The organism is Nocardia implantans, from assembly GCF_035544775.1.
Taxonomy (GTDB): Bacteria; Actinomycetota; Actinomycetes; order Mycobacteriales; family Mycobacteriaceae; genus Nocardia; species Nocardia implantans.
The window spans coordinates 286384-300643 of record NZ_JAYKYQ010000003.1 but is presented as its reverse complement, the minus strand read 5'-3'; the positions used below and the strand labels follow the sequence as shown (position 1 = coordinate 300643).

Annotated in this window: 15 protein-coding genes; 6 read left to right on the top strand and 9 right to left on the bottom strand. The window is 69.9% G+C overall.

Annotated features, from left to right (window positions below; all coding sequences use genetic code 11):
- Position 1: 1 nt before the first annotated feature.
- Positions 2 to 805, top strand: a complete 804-nt coding sequence (locus U3653_RS09255) for an acyl-CoA dehydrogenase family protein (RefSeq protein WP_195079198.1) — start codon at positions 2 to 4, stop codon at positions 803 to 805.
- A 26-nt stretch (positions 806 to 831) separates the two neighbouring features.
- Here U3653_RS09255 and U3653_RS09250 read toward each other — a convergent pair whose 3' ends face one another.
- Both U3653_RS09250 and U3653_RS09245 read right to left on the bottom strand, forming a co-directional pair.
- Complete coding sequence (locus tag U3653_RS09250; protein WP_195079197.1) at positions 832 to 1332, bottom strand: MTB12 C-terminal domain-containing protein; 501 nt, start codon at positions 1330 to 1332, stop codon at positions 832 to 834.
- A gap of 161 nt (positions 1333 to 1493) precedes the next feature.
- On the bottom strand, positions 1494 to 2279 hold the full coding sequence (locus U3653_RS09245; RefSeq protein WP_195079196.1) for an enoyl-CoA hydratase: 786 nt from the start codon (positions 2277 to 2279) through the stop codon (positions 1494 to 1496).
- A 194-nt stretch (positions 2280 to 2473) separates the two neighbouring features.
- On the opposite strand from U3653_RS09245, the gene U3653_RS09240 reads away from it, so the two are divergent.
- On the top strand, positions 2474 to 3127 hold the full coding sequence (locus U3653_RS09240) for a TetR/AcrR family transcriptional regulator (protein ID WP_195079195.1): 654 nt from the start codon (positions 2474 to 2476) through the stop codon (positions 3125 to 3127).
- A gap of 44 nt (positions 3128 to 3171) precedes the next feature.
- Positions 3172 to 3981 (top strand): acyl-CoA thioesterase, encoded by an 810-nt coding sequence (locus U3653_RS09235; RefSeq protein WP_195079194.1) that lies wholly within the window; start codon positions 3172 to 3174, stop codon positions 3979 to 3981.
- A 7-nt stretch (positions 3982 to 3988) separates the two neighbouring features.
- Here the strand turns inward: U3653_RS09235 and U3653_RS09230 are convergent, their stop codons facing one another.
- Positions 3989 to 4894: an ArgK/MeaB family GTPase gene (locus U3653_RS09230; RefSeq protein ID WP_323124074.1), complete on the bottom strand. Its 906-nt coding sequence runs from the start codon at positions 4892 to 4894 to the stop codon at positions 3989 to 3991.
- Between the two features lie 7 nt (positions 4895 to 4901).
- Positions 4902 to 6047: a thiolase family protein gene (locus tag U3653_RS09225; protein ID WP_195079193.1), complete on the bottom strand. Its 1146-nt coding sequence runs from the start codon at positions 6045 to 6047 to the stop codon at positions 4902 to 4904.
- A gap of 123 nt (positions 6048 to 6170) precedes the next feature.
- Here U3653_RS09225 and U3653_RS09220 point away from each other — a divergent pair, with 123 nt between their 5' ends.
- From U3653_RS09220 to U3653_RS09210, 3 genes are all read left to right on the top strand, one after another.
- Entirely contained in the window at positions 6171 to 6935 is a 765-nt protein-coding gene (locus tag U3653_RS09220; protein WP_195079192.1) for an SDR family NAD(P)-dependent oxidoreductase, read from the top strand.
- Between the two features lie 136 nt (positions 6936 to 7071).
- Positions 7072 to 7548: a GNAT family N-acetyltransferase gene (locus U3653_RS09215; protein ID WP_195079191.1), complete on the top strand. Its 477-nt coding sequence runs from the start codon at positions 7072 to 7074 to the stop codon at positions 7546 to 7548.
- A gap of 1 nt (position 7549) precedes the next feature.
- Entirely contained in the window at positions 7550 to 8371 is an 822-nt protein-coding gene (locus U3653_RS09210; RefSeq protein WP_195079190.1) for a hypothetical protein, read from the top strand.
- Between the two features lie 4 nt (positions 8372 to 8375).
- Here U3653_RS09210 and U3653_RS09205 read toward each other — a convergent pair whose 3' ends face one another.
- The 5 genes from U3653_RS09205 to U3653_RS09185 all read right to left on the bottom strand — a co-directional run bounded on the left by U3653_RS09205 (position 8376) and on the right by U3653_RS09185 (position 14260).
- Complete coding sequence (locus U3653_RS09205) at positions 8376 to 9347, bottom strand: SCO2521 family protein (protein WP_195079189.1); 972 nt, start codon at positions 9345 to 9347, stop codon at positions 8376 to 8378.
- A gap of 1 nt (position 9348) precedes the next feature.
- Positions 9349 to 10359 carry an SCO2522 family protein gene (locus tag U3653_RS09200; RefSeq protein WP_195079188.1) on the bottom strand — a complete coding sequence of 337 codons (1011 nt, stop codon included), beginning with the start codon at positions 10357 to 10359 and terminating at the stop codon, positions 9349 to 9351.
- A complete protein-coding gene (locus U3653_RS09195; RefSeq protein ID WP_195079187.1) occupies positions 10360 to 11274 on the bottom strand; it encodes an SCO2523 family variant P-loop protein in 915 nt (304 codons plus the stop codon).
- A gap of 10 nt (positions 11275 to 11284) precedes the next feature.
- The gene (locus U3653_RS09190) at positions 11285 to 13135 is read right to left on the bottom strand and encodes an SCO2524 family protein (protein WP_195079186.1); all 1851 of its coding nucleotides are present in this window, start codon (positions 13133 to 13135) and stop codon (positions 11285 to 11287) included.
- 357 nt (positions 13136 to 13492) lie between these two features.
- Positions 13493 to 14260: an enoyl-CoA hydratase/isomerase family protein gene (locus U3653_RS09185; RefSeq protein WP_195079185.1), complete on the bottom strand. Its 768-nt coding sequence runs from the start codon at positions 14258 to 14260 to the stop codon at positions 13493 to 13495.

Genomic DNA, 14260 nt, shown 5'->3' with positions numbered 1-14260 from the left:
CATGGCCGAAACACGGCCAGACCAGGACGAACTGGGCCTGCTCACCGACACGCTGCGCAAGACCATGTCGAGCGCCACCGGCCGGGAACTCGACGCGGCGCTGGCCGGCATCGGCTGGCCGGAGCTGCTCGCGGAACTGCCCGAAGTGGCCGTGCCGCTGGTGTTCCGGCTGCTCGGCGAGACCGGCGCGCACGCAGCGGTCCTCGACGACGTCGTCCGCCACCGCAGCGGGCGGCCTGGCCCCGGCCCGGTCCCGCTGCCGTTCGCGGGCGCCTGGGTGGTGTGGGACCGCGACGGCGCGCCTGGCGCCACGGTCGACGCGGAACTGCCGCTGCGCACCGTCGCGACCGGCGTGCGGCTGCCGGAACAGGCCTGTGCGGCCGGGCGGCGCGCCCTCGGCTGGTGGCTGCTCGGCACCGGACACGCGATGCTTTCGCTGGCGCGGCGGCATGCGCTGGCACGCACCCAGTTCGGTCGCCCGCTCGCCTCCTTCCAAGCGGTGCGGCACCGCCTCGCGGAGACCTTGGTCGCCCTCGAGGGCGCGGAGGCCGCGCTGCACAACGCCGAGGACGACTTCGGCGCACTGCTGGGCAAGGCCGCCGCCGGACAGGCGGCGCTCACCGCGGCCAGGCACTGCCAGCAGGTGCTCGGCGGCATCGGCTTCACCGCCGAGCACGACTTGCACCGGCACGTCCGGCGCACGTTGGTCCTGGACGGATTGCTCGGCAGTTCGCGCGAACTCGTGCGCGAGGCGGGCGCGCACATCCGCGCCGCGGGCTCGGCGCCGCGCCTCGCGCAGTTGTAACGCGCGGCCGAAAAGGCCGGCGGCGATCAGCAAGCCGGCGAGGTGCCGCCCTGCAGGGTCATCAACGCGCAGAACGTCGTCGCGGCGACCTTCCACCGGCCGCCGTCCTTGACCGCTTGCCCGGTCTGATCCGGCAGCACCGGGTTGCCGCCCAGCAACAGCGTGTAGGTGACATCGGCGTTGTTCGCGTCCACGAGCTTCACCGCCGAAACCGTCACCGACGTGCCCTGGGACTGCGGATTGCCCGCCTGCGCCTGCAGGATCGGCAGGAAGACATCGCCCTTCTGCACCTGCGCGGCCTTCTGATCCGGCGGCGTCGCGGCGCTGAAGAAGCTGGTGTACACGTCGGTGATCGCCTTGGTGGTCGCCGCGTCGGCCTGGGCGGGCGCCGCGCTGGTCGCCGGGGCCGCCGACGTGCCCGACGTGGAACTGGCCGACTCGTCGTCACCGCAGCCGGTCAGCGCCGCGGCCGCCACGACAGCGAGGCCGCAACAGGCCACGGCCTTGCGAAGGATGGAATCGCGCATGAAGGTCCTCGTTTTCGGGAAGGGAACAGCGAAGGCGACGGGCGCGTGACCGCCCGATCGCCGGTGGATCGCACGGACACGTGTCCCTTTCGATGCGGCAAGGGCCGTGCGACTACTGCCGGAGCGCTCCGGCAGACGATGACGCCGGTGGCACACCGGAACTACTGCATGGTGGCTTTCATGTCCTCGAGCCGGACCAGGATCGGGAAGCCGTTGACGCTCAGCGCGTTGCCGTGGCCGGTCTGGTGCACGTCGAACACGGATTGGATCGCGGCGTAGAAGCCCTGCACGTCCAGCGTCTGGTTGACCGCGCGCTTGGCTTGGCGCAGCCCGAACGGGGGCATGGCGGCGATCTGCGCGGCCAGTTCCCTGGTCCGGGCGTCCAATTCGGCGCGCGGCACCACCTTGTTCACCATGCCGGCCTGCCGCGCCTCCTGCGCGGTCACCGGCCTGCCGGTGAACAGGATCTCCTTCGCCTTGCGCGCGCCGAGTTCCCAGGTGTGGCCGTGGTATTCGACGCCGCCGATGCCCATGAGCACCACCGGGTCGGAGAACAGCGCGTCGTCGGCGGCCACGATGAGGTCGCACGGCCAGCACAGCAGCAGGCCGCCCGCGATGCACCGGCCCTGCACGGCGGCGATGGACGGTTTGGGGACGTTGCGCCACCGCAGCGAGTACTCCAGGTAGCGGCGCGACTCCAGCCCGTAGATGCGGTCGAGGGTGATCTTGCTGGGGTCCGGCCACGATTTGTCCTTCAGATCGTGGCCCGCGGAGAAGTGCTTGCCCTCCCCGCGCAGCACGATCACCGCGACCTCGTCGTCCTCGGCCGCGCGCACCCACGCGGCGTCGAGCTGGTCGAGCAGTTCGCCGTTCTGCGCGTTGGCCGCCTCCGGCCGGTCGAGAGTGATGGTGGCGATCCGGTCGGCGACCTCATAACGGATGTACAAATCGAGTTCCTCCAGTCCGGGACGGCGAGCGCGTGCGTGCGCCGCTGCTCGACTGGTGTGAGAATAGCATTCTCGCAACTGGAAAGGATAGTCTCTTTACTGTCCGGACACGGCGACCCGAGAACCCGATGACACACCGTTCTCCGGTACAGTGCATTCATGTTCTCTCCATATGACCGAGGACCGAGGCGCCCGTGACCAGCCCGAGCGAGAAACCGGCCTGGAAGCAGCGCGCCGTCGAGCGCTCCCTGCGCACGGCGAAGTTGCGCGCCGAGGAGCGCGTGCAGCGGTTCCTGGACGCCGCCCAGGCGATCATCACCGAGAAGGGCAGCACGGACTTCACGGTGCAGGAGGTCGTCGACCGCTCCCGGCAGTCTCTGCGCAGCTTCTACCTGCAGTTCGACGGCAAACACGAGCTGCTGCTCGCCCTCTTCGAGGACGCGCTCAGCCGCACCTCCGACCAGCTGCGCGCCGCCGCCGACGGCCAGACCGACCCGTTGGACAAACTCCAGGTGGCGGTCGAGCTGCTGTTCGAACTGTGCAGGCCGGACCCGTCGGCGCAACGCCCGCTGTTCACCGATTTCGCGCCGCAGCTGCTGATCTCGCATCCCGATCACGTGAAGGTCGCGCACGCGCCGATGCTCGCGCTGTTCACCGAGCTGATGGACGCGGCGAAGGACGCGGGGCAATTGCGCCCGGAGGTCAACTCGCGCCGGACGGCGGCGATGGTCATGCAGACCGTCATGTTCACCGCGCAGTCCGCGGGAGCGTCCGACGACGAGACGCAGCATCCGATCACCGCGTCCGAAGTATGGAACTTCTGCGCGCACGGTTTCGCTCGGGGCTGAGAATAGCACTCTCCCATAAGAGAATTTGACTTACACTCGGGCTCATGACCGAGCTGTGGAGTGATCTCGTCTCTTGCCTCGACTTGTCCGCGACGCCGTCCGGTGACGACGCCTGCTTCGAGGGCCGCAATCTGCGGTTGCCCTACCGCCGGGTGTTCGGCGGCCAACTGCTCGGTCAATTCGTCCGGGCGGCCGCCGCGGGCGTCCCGGACAAGTCGATCAAGTCGCTGCACACGGTGTTCGCGCGTGAGGGCCGCATCGACGAGCCGATCCGCTACCGGGTACACCGCCATCACGTGGGACGCTCCTTCGCGACACTGTCGCTGATCGCCGAACAGTCCGGTGGCGTCGTCGCCACCGCGTCGGTCTCCCTGCACGCCGAGGAACCGGGCCCGCACCGGCAGTCCGTCGCGGCACCGCCGGCCCTGCTGTCGGCGGAGCACAAGGTGCACTGGGACCTGCTGCCCTGGGAGACGCGCGCGAGCGTGGATCTCGACGATCTCGGCACCGCCGCACCGGAATTCGAGTTCTGGATGCGCACTCCGGAGGTGGATCCCGCCCTGGCGCCCGCGCTCGCGGCCTACGCGACCGACCTCACGCTCATCGGCACCGCGCTGCTGCCGCTGGACGGGTACGCGCAGAGCGGCAACGGCACCGCGTTCGTCTCGGCCGTCACCTCGCACACCCTCTGGTTCCACCGGCGTTTCCGGACCGACGAATGGTTGCTGCTGCGCCAGCACAGCCCGCTGCTGGCGCAGGCCCGCGCCTACGGCCGCGGCGACATCCTCACCGAGGACGGCACGCTGGTGGCTTCCTACGCCCAGGAAGCCATGGTGCGCATTCCGCAGGACTGACACGACGTCACCCGGGCGGCGACAGCAATCGCTCGGCCGCGCTGTAGGCGTCGCGATCACCCGCGGCGACTTCCGCAGCCAGCCGGTCGAGCCAGGGGTGCGCGCGCAACCGCGTCTGCGCCAGGGAGAGGATCTGCGCGCGGGCCCGCGCGGCGCGCCGAGCCGGGCTGTCGGCGCGATGATGCGCCTCGATCGCGTCGGCCAGTTCGGTGATCCGTTCCCCGCGCGCGGCGACCAGCGTGAGGATCGGCGCGTCGGACTCGGCACGCAGATCACGCACGGTCCGCGACGCGCCTTCGCGGTCGGCCTTGTTCACCACCAGCAGATCGGCCACCTCCAGCAGGCCCGCCTTCGCGGCTTGGATCGCGTCGCCGGCGCCGGGATTCAGGATCACCAGTGTGGGATCCGCGACGGCGGCGATCTCGATCTCCGACTGCCCCACACCGACGGTCTCCAGCAGCACGACGTCGTAGCGCAGCGCGGCCAGCAGCCGGATCGCGGCGGGCACCGCGGCGGCCAGGCCCCCCAGATGTCCGCGCGTCGCCAGCGACCGGATCAGCACACCGGGGTCGTCGATGTGCTCGGCCATGCGAATCCGGTCGCCCAGCAGCGCTCCGCCGCTGTAGGGCGAGGACGGGTCGACGGCGAGGATCGCGACGCGCAGCCCGCGCGCCCGGTAGACACCGACCAGCGCCGCGATCGTCGTCGACTTGCCCGCGCCGGGCGGGCCGGTCACGCCGATCACTCGCACGGGTCGGCGCTCCAGGGCGGCTTGGACCTCGTCGCGGCGGTCCCCTTCGACCAGACTGAGCAACCGGCCCGTCGCCCGTGCCGACCCGGCGCGCGCCTGGATCAGCAATTCGGCGACGGTCGCCGACGCCAGGGTCACGCCCGCCCCGATGCGCCGTCGCACGATCCGGTCACGGGGCGGGCACCTCGACCACCGTCGCCGCACCCATGCCACCGCCCGCGCACATCGCCGCGATCCCCAGACCGCCGCCGCGGCGGCGTAATTCGTGCACCAGCGTGACGATCATCCTGGCTCCCGTCGCGGCCACCGGGTGCCCGAGCGAGCAGCCGCTTCCGCTGACGTTCACCTTGTCCGGATCCAGGTCCAGCGCGCGGATCGCCGCGATCGGCACCGACGCGAAGGCCTCGTTGATCTCGATCAGCCCGACCGCCGACAGCGAAATACCGGCCCGGTGAACGGCTTTGGTGATCGCCTCGATCGGGGCGAGGCCGGTGTCGGCGGGATCGACGCCCACCGACGACCAGGCCAGGATGTAGGCCAGCGCGGGCAGACCGAGGCGGTCGCTGGCGATGGCGAGCGCGGCGGCGCCGTCGTTGGCGCCGGAGGCGTTGCCCGCGGTGATCGAGAAGCCTTCGATCTCCGGGTGCAGCACTCGAAGCGAGGCCAGCTTCTCCTGGCTGGTGTCGCGGCGCGGATGCTCGTCGGTGTCGAACAGGCCGTGCGGGGTCTCGATGGGCACGATCTCTTCCTTGAACCGGCCTTCGTCGATGGCGGCGATCGCGTTGCGGTGCGACCGCAGCGCCCAGGCGTCCATATCCGCACGGGAGATGCCCGACTTGACCGCGGCGTTCCAGCCGACGGTGATGGACATGTCCAGCGCGGGGGCGTCGGGGCGGTCCGGGTGACTCGGCGACACCCACGGATCGATCCACTCGTCCGGACCGACCCGGAATCGCGCCTTGGGAGCGGTGGATTCGGAATTCACGCCACCCGCGATCACGACTTCGTCCATCCCGGAGCGGATCCCGGCCGCCGCGGTCTGCACCGCGGACATGCCCGCCGCGCAATGCCGGTTCTGGGCCAGGCCCGGCACCATGGTCAGCCCCGTCGTCACGGCCGCGTGCCGGGCCAGCACGCCACCGCCGTAGCGCCCCTCGCCCAGGACGACGTCATCGATCCGGGCCGGGTCGAGGCCATCGGCGACCGCGCCGACGACGTGGTGGGCCAGGTCGAAGGCGGTGGTGTCGCGCAACGTCCCCTTGCGTGCGGTACCGATGGGCGTCCGCAGCGCGGACACGATGACGGCTTCGGGCATTGGTGGCCTCCGTTCCGGGCGACGCGATCGCGGCGCTACGACTTTTCGGTGCTCATGCCGGGGGAGTCATGAGAATATTATTCTCTCAAGTCGAGAGCACGAGTTGCAAGATTGGATTACGTTATGCAGATCAGTGGAAGTTCCGCGCTTGTCGTCGGCGGGACCGGGGGCCTGGGCGAGGCGACCGTGCGGCGCCTGCACGCGGCGGGGGCGAAGGTCGTGGTCGCCGACGTCGCCGACGAGAAGGGCGAACAGCTCGAATCCGAACTGGGCATTCGCTACGTACACACCGACGCCACCGACGAGGACTCCGTGCTCACCGCCATCGCCGAGGCGCAATCGCTGGGCCCGCTGCGCATCTCGGTCGACACCCACGGCGGCCCTGCCACCGGAGGCCGCCTGATCGGCAAGGACGGCACGCCGCTGTCGCTGGACGGTTTCCGCACCACCGTCGAGTTCTATCTGACCGCCGTGTTCAACGTGCTCCGCCTGTCGGCGGCCGCGATCGCGAAGACCGATCCCCGGGAGGACGGCGGGCGCGGCGTCATCGTGAACACCGCCTCGATCGCCGCGTTCGAAGGCCAGATCGGTCAACTGCCCTACTCCGCCGCCAAGGGCGGGGTGGTCGGGATGACGCTGGTTGCCGCGCGCGACCTGTCGCCGGTGGGTATCCGCGTGATGACCATCGCCCCCGGCACCGTGAACACCCCCGCGTACGGCAAGGCCGCCGACCAACTGGAGGCCTACTGGGGCCCGCAGGTGCCGTTTCCCAAGCGCATGGGCCGTTCCGAGGAGTACGCCGAGCTGGCCGCCGCCATCATCGAGAACGACTATCTCAACGGCGAAGTCATCCGCCTCGACGGCGCCTTGCGCTTCCCGCCGAAATAGCCCGCGAGGTCCGGCCGCGACACGTGACGGCCCGCCGCGCCCGCGAAGGATTCCGCTGGTTCTACACTGACCCCGCTCGGTGATCGACGTTCTAAGCTGGAATCCGGACGGCCTATGCCCTGGCAGTAGGGAGCGGATGAACATCGCCAAAGCGCCTCAGCCGACATACCGGCAGGCTTGCTTCGCCGATCTCGAAGACATCGCGGCCATCGAGGCCGAGGTGTTCGCCGAGCCGTATCTGTATCTGATGCTGCGCCAGCTGTTCGATCTGCACGGATCCGAATGGCTGGTGGCGGAGATCGACGGGGCGGTGATCGGGTACGCGCTGACGCTGGAGAAATCCGGCCGGGCGCTGCTGTTCACCTTCGCGGTGGCCAAGCGCTACCAGGGCGGCGGCTACGGCCGCACGCTGCTCGACCGCACGCTGCAGACCTGCCGGGCCGTGGGAGCGGAAGTCGTGTATCTGACCGTCCGGCCGGACAATCAGCTGGCGAGCCACCTGTTCAAGCAAGCGGGGTTCGCGTTCGTCGAGCGCGACGAGCGGTATTTCGGCCCCGGCGAACCGCGCGACGTTTTCGAATACCGGTTGAGAGGCCGACCGCTAGACTCATGACATGGGGGAGATTTCGCCCTTCGTCGCATCCATATCCACCCGGATCACCAGGCGCGCGGACGAATACACCGCCGAGCTCGATCGCGGTGACCGTACCGAGCAGGTGGAATTGGGCCGATTCGCGGCGCACGCCGACGCGATCCTCGCCGACTACGACCCGCCCAGCACGCGGCGGCACTCCGACTCGTTGGTGTTCGGGCACCTCTACGCCGCCGCACGGCAACCCCAACCGGACGAGGCGGGCTGGCGGGTGCCGAGCGCGATCCCCGCGGCACTACTGGCGGCGGAGATCGAGTTCCGCGGCCCGCTGCGGCTGAGCAGCAGGCAGAACACCATGCTGGCCGAGGAATACGAGCAGTTGGGCGCTCAACTCTCGGCGGCGCGGCTGCCCGCGCACGCGGCCCTCGCCTACCGCAGAGGGGCCGCGCTGTACCGGATGAACGAAGACGACGAAGCACAGGACCGCTGCGGGCTGCGCTTGGCGCGGGCGCGCACTCTCGCGTTGCCGCCGGGCTGGCGGCGCTGGGCGGGGCGATTGTCGTATGTGCTGTGCGGCTACGGGTACCGGCCGTTCTGGCTGCTGGGCTGGGTTGCCGTGCAGGTGGTGCTGTTCACCGTCGCCGCTTTGTTCTTCAGCGGCATTCCCTCGCCCGCCGCCACCGTCTACACCTGCGTGACCGGCTTCATCAATCCCCTCGGCCCCGGCGACACCGAGAACCTGCGCCCGGTCGCCCGGCCGTTGTTCGCCGTGGAAGCGTGGACGGGGACGGTATCGATGTCGGTGTTCTTCGCGCTGCTGGTGCGCAAGTGGTTCCGGATGTAGCCCGTCACCATTCGGTGTCGAAAGCCTTGTGCCGCAATGCCTCCAGCGTCGCGACGGCGATGCTGTTCTGCAGCCGCGCGACGAGGGCGTTCCACTGGCGGGACAACCCGGGATCGGTCTGCAACTTCTGCCACAGCGTCCGCATCGACGCCGGAGTGTGCGCTCCCGGCATCCACAGTCCGGTGAGATCCTCCAGCACGGGGGCGAGGATGTCGGTACGTTCGCGGCTGTGCGAGGGGAAGCGATCGGCCTCGGCCAGCGCGTCGGTGACGACGGTGAGCAACCAGTCGTGCGCGGCCAGATCCTCGCAGAAGCGCTGCGCCGCTAGCAGATCCGCTTCGTCGCGCACGATCATCCGGACCGTGCGCAGCGTGGGGTCGTCCAAGTGCAGCTTGGCCGTCGGCCCCGCGCCGCCGCCTATCCAGGCGACCCAGCGCAGACGGGTGGCGCCCGCCCGCACCGGCGGCTTCTGGTCCAGCCTGGTGTCGGCGCGCAGGCGGGCGAGCAGCCGTTCACTGATCGAGGCCAGGTCCAGCGTCTCGGCGCCGACCGTGCCGGTGAGGTAGCCTTCGGCCAACGCCTCCGCGCTGCCGGTCCGCTCGGGCAGGCGACTGATGACCTCGGTGACGCCCTTGCGGCTGAGGTAGTGCGACCAGGTCTGTCTGCGCCGGTTGGCGGCGCGAACCACTTGGGTGCGCGCGCTGGACTGCAGCACGCGGCCGCCGGACAGCACCGCGCTGGTAGCCACGGTCCCGACGATGTGGGCGGTCTGCTCGCCGAGGGCCAGATCGCAGTCGACGCCGACCGCGGTGGTCGGTGACACCGCGAGCGTGCCAGGCCGTTCCCGCCATCGCACCGTGCAGCCAGGCATGAGCGCCAGCAAATCACAGGCTTCCGGTCCGGTCAGCGCGGTCGCCGACGGCAGCAGGCAGGTGCGTACTTCACCGAGCACGACCAGAGGCGTGGTCGAGGCCATGTCAGGCTCCGTCGAGCAGCAGGTGCGAGAGCCGTTCGCTGACCGCGCGCGGCACCGGCACCGGCGGCAGCTCGTCGCCGCCGCGGGCGATGGTCTGCTCCACCACGTCGTCGTCGAGATCGAGATGGTCGAGCACCAGCCGCACGGCGTGCTCGATCGCGATGTACCGCTTGGGCAGCATCGACAGCGTCTTGTAGGCGGCGAACGGCGCGGCGGACGGATTGAGCTGCACCACCGGCGGAAGGTCCGGCCAGCGGCGCGGCGGGAGATCCACGCGGCGCCACGGTTGCGGATCCACCACGGCCGCACCGTGATAGCGCAGCATGCCCAGCCGCAGCAGATGCCAGACCGCCGCCAGGAACGGGCACGACCAGCGCGTCACCGCCACCCCGTCGACGACGTGCTTGCTCCACAGTTCCACGTCGAGGAAGATCGAATGCTCCCGCCGGCCGAACTCCTCCGGCGGCTGGTAGACCCGTTGCCGCATGGCCTGACCGCGTTCGTCCTCCGACGACCGCCGCCCGTTGCACAGCCAGCCCGACTCCGCGGTCGGCGGCCTGCGGCCGGTGCTCGGCGGCGCCGGCTCGGCCACGATGCGGGCGGCCACCATCTCCGCCACGGGAATCGGCTCACCGAATGCCACACCGTCGACGAATCTCGAAGCGCGCCAGCAGGCCGACTCCCTGGCCAGATAGTCGATGACCAATCCGGCCTCGTCCGCGGCGCCCAGCAGCTTGGTGAGAACGGCGGAGGGATCGGTGTCGGGCTGGAAGTAGTCGTCGATCAGATAGCAGGTGCTGACCCGGGCGTTCGGACCGAACTGCACCTTGGCCGCCTCGGTGAAGGCCGACACCAGCGGGACGATGCGGCGGAACTCCGCGCCGACCCGTTCGATGTCGGAGACGATGTCGTTGAGATAGAAATGCCCGACCTCGATCGACAAGTGCGACAACGGGACCTGTGCGATGCGCGGTTGTTCGGTGGCCTCGCTGTAGCCCTGTGTATCCCGCATCTACAGCCTCTCCCAGGTCGCGTTGTCGACCAGTCGCCGAGCGAGTTCGGCATAAGCCTGCGCGGTCTGCTCGTTGGCGATCTGGGCGTTGACGTCGGCGTCGAGAATGAGCTGTTCGCGCCGCTGCAGCACCGGCTCGATCGGGGTCGAGCCGAGCACCGCCGTCGTGCCCAGCCGCTTGGCGGTCGCCAGCCGGCGCAGCGCGGCGTCCTGCTCCTGCAGCCACGCCGCCTGCGCCGGGCGCTGGGCGACACCGTCCCAGTTGGCGTCGGGCACCGCGGTGCGCACGTAACGCACCGACCCGAGCAACTCCTCCGGGTCGTGGCCGCACTCGGCTCCGGCCTTCAGCAGTCCGTGCGAGCCGTAGACCAGTCCGGCGGCAGCGAGGATGTGCTGGCGCGTCCAGCGGTGGAAGATCAGCCATCGGGTGGTCAGGCCGCGCAGTTGCGGCAGGGCCGTCGCCTGCAACACGATTTGCAGCGCCGCGGAACGGCCCGCGCTCAGATCCACGACGACCACGCGGAATTCGTGATCCAGCGCCACCAGCAGTTCCGCGCACCGCTGGACCACCGCGTCGTCGTCGGTGAGGAATTCGGCGCCGCCCTCGTCCCCCGGCAGCAGCACCAGCCGTCCCGCATTGGGGCCGATGCGGCGCAGTTCCGGCCGATCCGTGGCCGCGCCGACGTCGAGTCTGGCGACGGTCCCGCTCTCGCCGAGCAGGTAGGAGTGCACGCCGCCGCGCGGCACGCCGCGTTCGGCCGCGCCGATCTCGAACAGCGCGCCCGCCGTCGGTGAGCCGAGGTCGAAGTCGGCGTAGGCGACGTTGCGGCCGGAACGGCACAGCCGGTAGGCGATGTTGCAACTGGTCACCGACCGTCCGGTGCCGCCCTTGTCGGAGGTGGAGAACACCAGCACGATGCCACCCCTACCGCGTCGCGTCCCTGCGGGCGTACGCCAGCTCGTCGAGCTGAACCAACGCCTGCGTGGCCAGGCTGTAGGCGGTGCCGGGACGTTCGCGCAGCACGCGGCGGGCCCGGTCGAGCGACTGCCTGATCCGGTTGATCGCCGCCTGTTTCGGCGAGAGATCCTGGCCCTCGACCTCCAGTTCCTCTTGGTTGAGCAGATGCTCGGCCTCGCTGAGCAGGTCCACCGCCCGCGCGACCATCGCCTGCGGCGCCAGCGGCGGTTGCTCGAAAGTGCTGTAGGCGATGACCAGGCACTCCATCATGCGCTCTGTGACGAACCAGGAGGGGCCTTCCGGCCCTGTGCCGCCCGCGCCGACCAACCTGCCGATGTCGTCCCACAGGCCGACCGCGGGGCCGTCCCGCAGCACCCGCTGGTCGAGGTGATCCATCGCCGCCTCGGCGAGCGCCATCAGCCGGTCGCGGGTGTCGACGTCGGTGCGCAGGCGAGCGGCCTCCAGGCAGCGTTTCAGCAGCATGGTCGCGAAATCCGGGACATACCAGATCAGCGGGGCCCCGCCGGCGACGTCCTCGCTGCCCGCCAGGTTCAATCGCACACCCGGATAGTGCAGCGGCGCGGCCGGATCACCGACGGTGAACCGGCTGGTGATGCGCCCGCGGCGGGCCAGCTGGTCGAGCACCGACACCGTGCGCGCCAGATCCTCGGTGCTCTCCCGGTAGACCAGGTCCTGGATGAGCACGGCGGCGACCACGAGACTGAAGTACTCCGACTCCTCGCCGTCGGAGGTGCGCCAGGGGATGTCCTCCAGCGGCCAGCGGCCACTGTCGAAACGGGCCACCCTCGACCAGTAGTTGCGGGTCAGCTCGAAGCGCAGCTGCAGCGCGTCGGCGAGGGTGCGCTGCTCGTCGGTCAGCAGATCGAGTTCCCGGATACGCTGCGAGGACAGGTCGATGATGCCGTCCAGGGCGACGGCCGTGAAGTACAGGTAGGGACGGGATTCGGCGTACCCGCGCGTGCTGCTGACCCGGCCCGGCACGAGAGCGATGGGTTCGGCGCTGCGCACGATGCCCCAACTCCATCCGCATTCGAACAGCCGCCCGTCGTCGGCGACATCGATCTCGGAGGTCTGACTGAGCCTGACCTCGTTGGCCGCCTGCACCCGCAGGCGTTCCAGCTGCGTCGACAACCGGCCGATGATCTCGTCGGACGGCGTGCGGGACTGATTGAGCATGTAGACGATGGACTGCCCGTACTCGGTCTTCGGCTCCGGCGTGTGGATGACGAAACTGCGGATCAGGCCCGCCATGGCCGCGGTGAGCCGCGCACTGACCTGTTCGATCACCGTGGGAATCCGCTCGCGCAGCTGCCTGGCCTCCAACCGGACCTCGCCGCTGACGAATCGCAGGAACCCGCGCAGGAACCGCAGCGCCGCGATGCACAGGCTCAACGACATCGAGTACGAGTCGACGACCTCCACCGCCTGTTGCTGCGCGGTGAGCGAACTGTCGTCGCCGCAACGCAAGTAGGTACCGCTGGCGAAGACCGGTTCGCCGTCGGGTCCGGTGTAGCGGCGCAGATAGTCCTCCACCAAGGCGACCAGGACGCCGCCGATGCGGGTCTCCTCACCGAAAGGGCCCAGCGCGGACCGCACGTCGGGACTCATGTCGTTCGGCTGGTCCAGCGCGAACGCTTCGATCTCGGTGGCCGGATACAGCAGGCAGAGCAGCTGTTCGGCGTCGCTGATGGAGTTCGCGCCGTCGCGCCCGCCCCACTTCCACGTTCCGTTGCGATAGGAGTAGGCCAGTATCGCTCGCCACAGCTCGAGCAACTGCTGCCTCGGCCGAATCCTCATGTGTTCTCGGACCTCGCCCCCGCGTTCGACCGGCGGCGCCGGACGTCGTTACTTAGAGTGTGCCCCGCGAATGTTCACTTGGCCAAGCACCCTTTGCGGGGTCACCGGTTGCTGCGAGATGTCCTGAGACGCAGAGCCTTCCGGTCGGTCGAGGCGACCCGCCCGGTCGCGGGGTGGCTGCGGGGCCTCGATCGGCGCTCCGCATCGTCCGGGTATCGGGGCAGATGGGAAATTCGCGCAACCTTCCCGCGTCCGATGAGGCTATCCCGCGGCTACTGCGCGGGGGTGAACCCCCGAGTCCGGTCGCGGGCGGATCGCCGCCCACAACCGGCGCGGCGGCGTCAGCTCCCATCCGGGTCAGCTCCTGCCCGCGGTGAGGCGGCTGATCACCGCACGGAAGTCCGCGGTCTGGAACGAGAGATCCTCCGCGGTCGTGGCGTAATCCAGAGTGGCCAGCACCGCGCGTTCCAAGTGCAGGTTCAGCAGCCGCTTGGTGCTCTCGACCGCTTGGCGCGGCAGTTCGAGAACGCGTTTCGCGCAGGCCAGCGCCTCGCTGCGGGGGTCGGCCACCACATGGTTGACCAAGCCCATCTCGCGGGCGCGCTCGGCGGGGATCTTCGCGCCGGTGAGGGCGTACTCCTTGGCCAGCAGCAAGCTGGTGTGCAGCGGCCAGGTCAGCGGGCCGCCGTCCGCCGCGACCAGGCCGACCTGGACGTGCGGGTCCTCGAGATAGGCGGTCTCGGCGATGTAGGCGATGTCGCTCAGCGCGACGAGACTGCACCCCAGGCCGACCGCGGGTCCGTTCACCGCCGCCACCACCGGCACCCGGCAGCGGGCCATGCCGAGCACGATGTCCCGGCCGTGCGCGATCGTCTTCGCCCGCAGCTCGGCGTCGCTGCCCAGCTCCGCGAGATAGGCGAAATCGCCGCCCGCGGAGAACGCCTTGCCCGCGCCGGTGAGCACCGCGACGCGCGCGTCTCGGTCGTCGGACAGGCGCGGCCACAGGCGCGCCAGCCCGGTGTGCAGGTCGTCGTTGACGGCGTTGAGCGCGTCGGGCCGGTTGAGCGTGATGATCCGGAGCGGTCCGTCGGCTTCGACGTGGATCTCTTCGGGCAGGTCGTACAT

Bases quoted from the DNA above. Each gene is read 5' to 3' on its own strand.
- U3653_RS09210 (WP_195079190.1), top strand. From the start codon at position 7,550: ATGGGGGAGATTTCGCCCTTCGTCGCATCCATATCCACCCGGATCACC.
- U3653_RS09250 (WP_195079197.1), bottom strand. From the start codon at position 1,332: ATGCGCGATTCCATCCTTCGCAAGGCCGTGGCCTGTTGCGGCCTCGCT.
- U3653_RS09220 (WP_195079192.1), top strand. From the start codon at position 6,171: ATGCAGATCAGTGGAAGTTCCGCGCTTGTCGTCGGCGGGACCGGGGGC.
- U3653_RS09235 (WP_195079194.1), top strand. From the start codon at position 3,172: ATGACCGAGCTGTGGAGTGATCTCGTCTCTTGCCTCGACTTGTCCGCG.
- U3653_RS09215 (WP_195079191.1), top strand. From the start codon at position 7,072: ATGAACATCGCCAAAGCGCCTCAGCCGACATACCGGCAGGCTTGCTTC.
- U3653_RS09225 (WP_195079193.1), bottom strand. From the start codon at position 6,047: ATGCCCGAAGCCGTCATCGTGTCCGCGCTGCGGACGCCCATCGGTACC.
- U3653_RS09200 (WP_195079188.1), bottom strand. From the start codon at position 10,359: ATGCGGGATACACAGGGCTACAGCGAGGCCACCGAACAACCGCGCATC.
- U3653_RS09205 (WP_195079189.1), bottom strand. From the start codon at position 9,347: ATGGCCTCGACCACGCCTCTGGTCGTGCTCGGTGAAGTACGCACCTGC.
- U3653_RS09255 (WP_195079198.1), top strand. From the start codon at position 2: ATGGCCGAAACACGGCCAGACCAGGACGAACTGGGCCTGCTCACCGAC.
- U3653_RS09190 (WP_195079186.1), bottom strand. From the start codon at position 13,135: ATGAGGATTCGGCCGAGGCAGCAGTTGCTCGAGCTGTGGCGAGCGATA.
- U3653_RS09185 (WP_195079185.1), bottom strand. From the start codon at position 14,260: ATGTACGACCTGCCCGAAGAGATCCACGTCGAAGCCGACGGACCGCTC.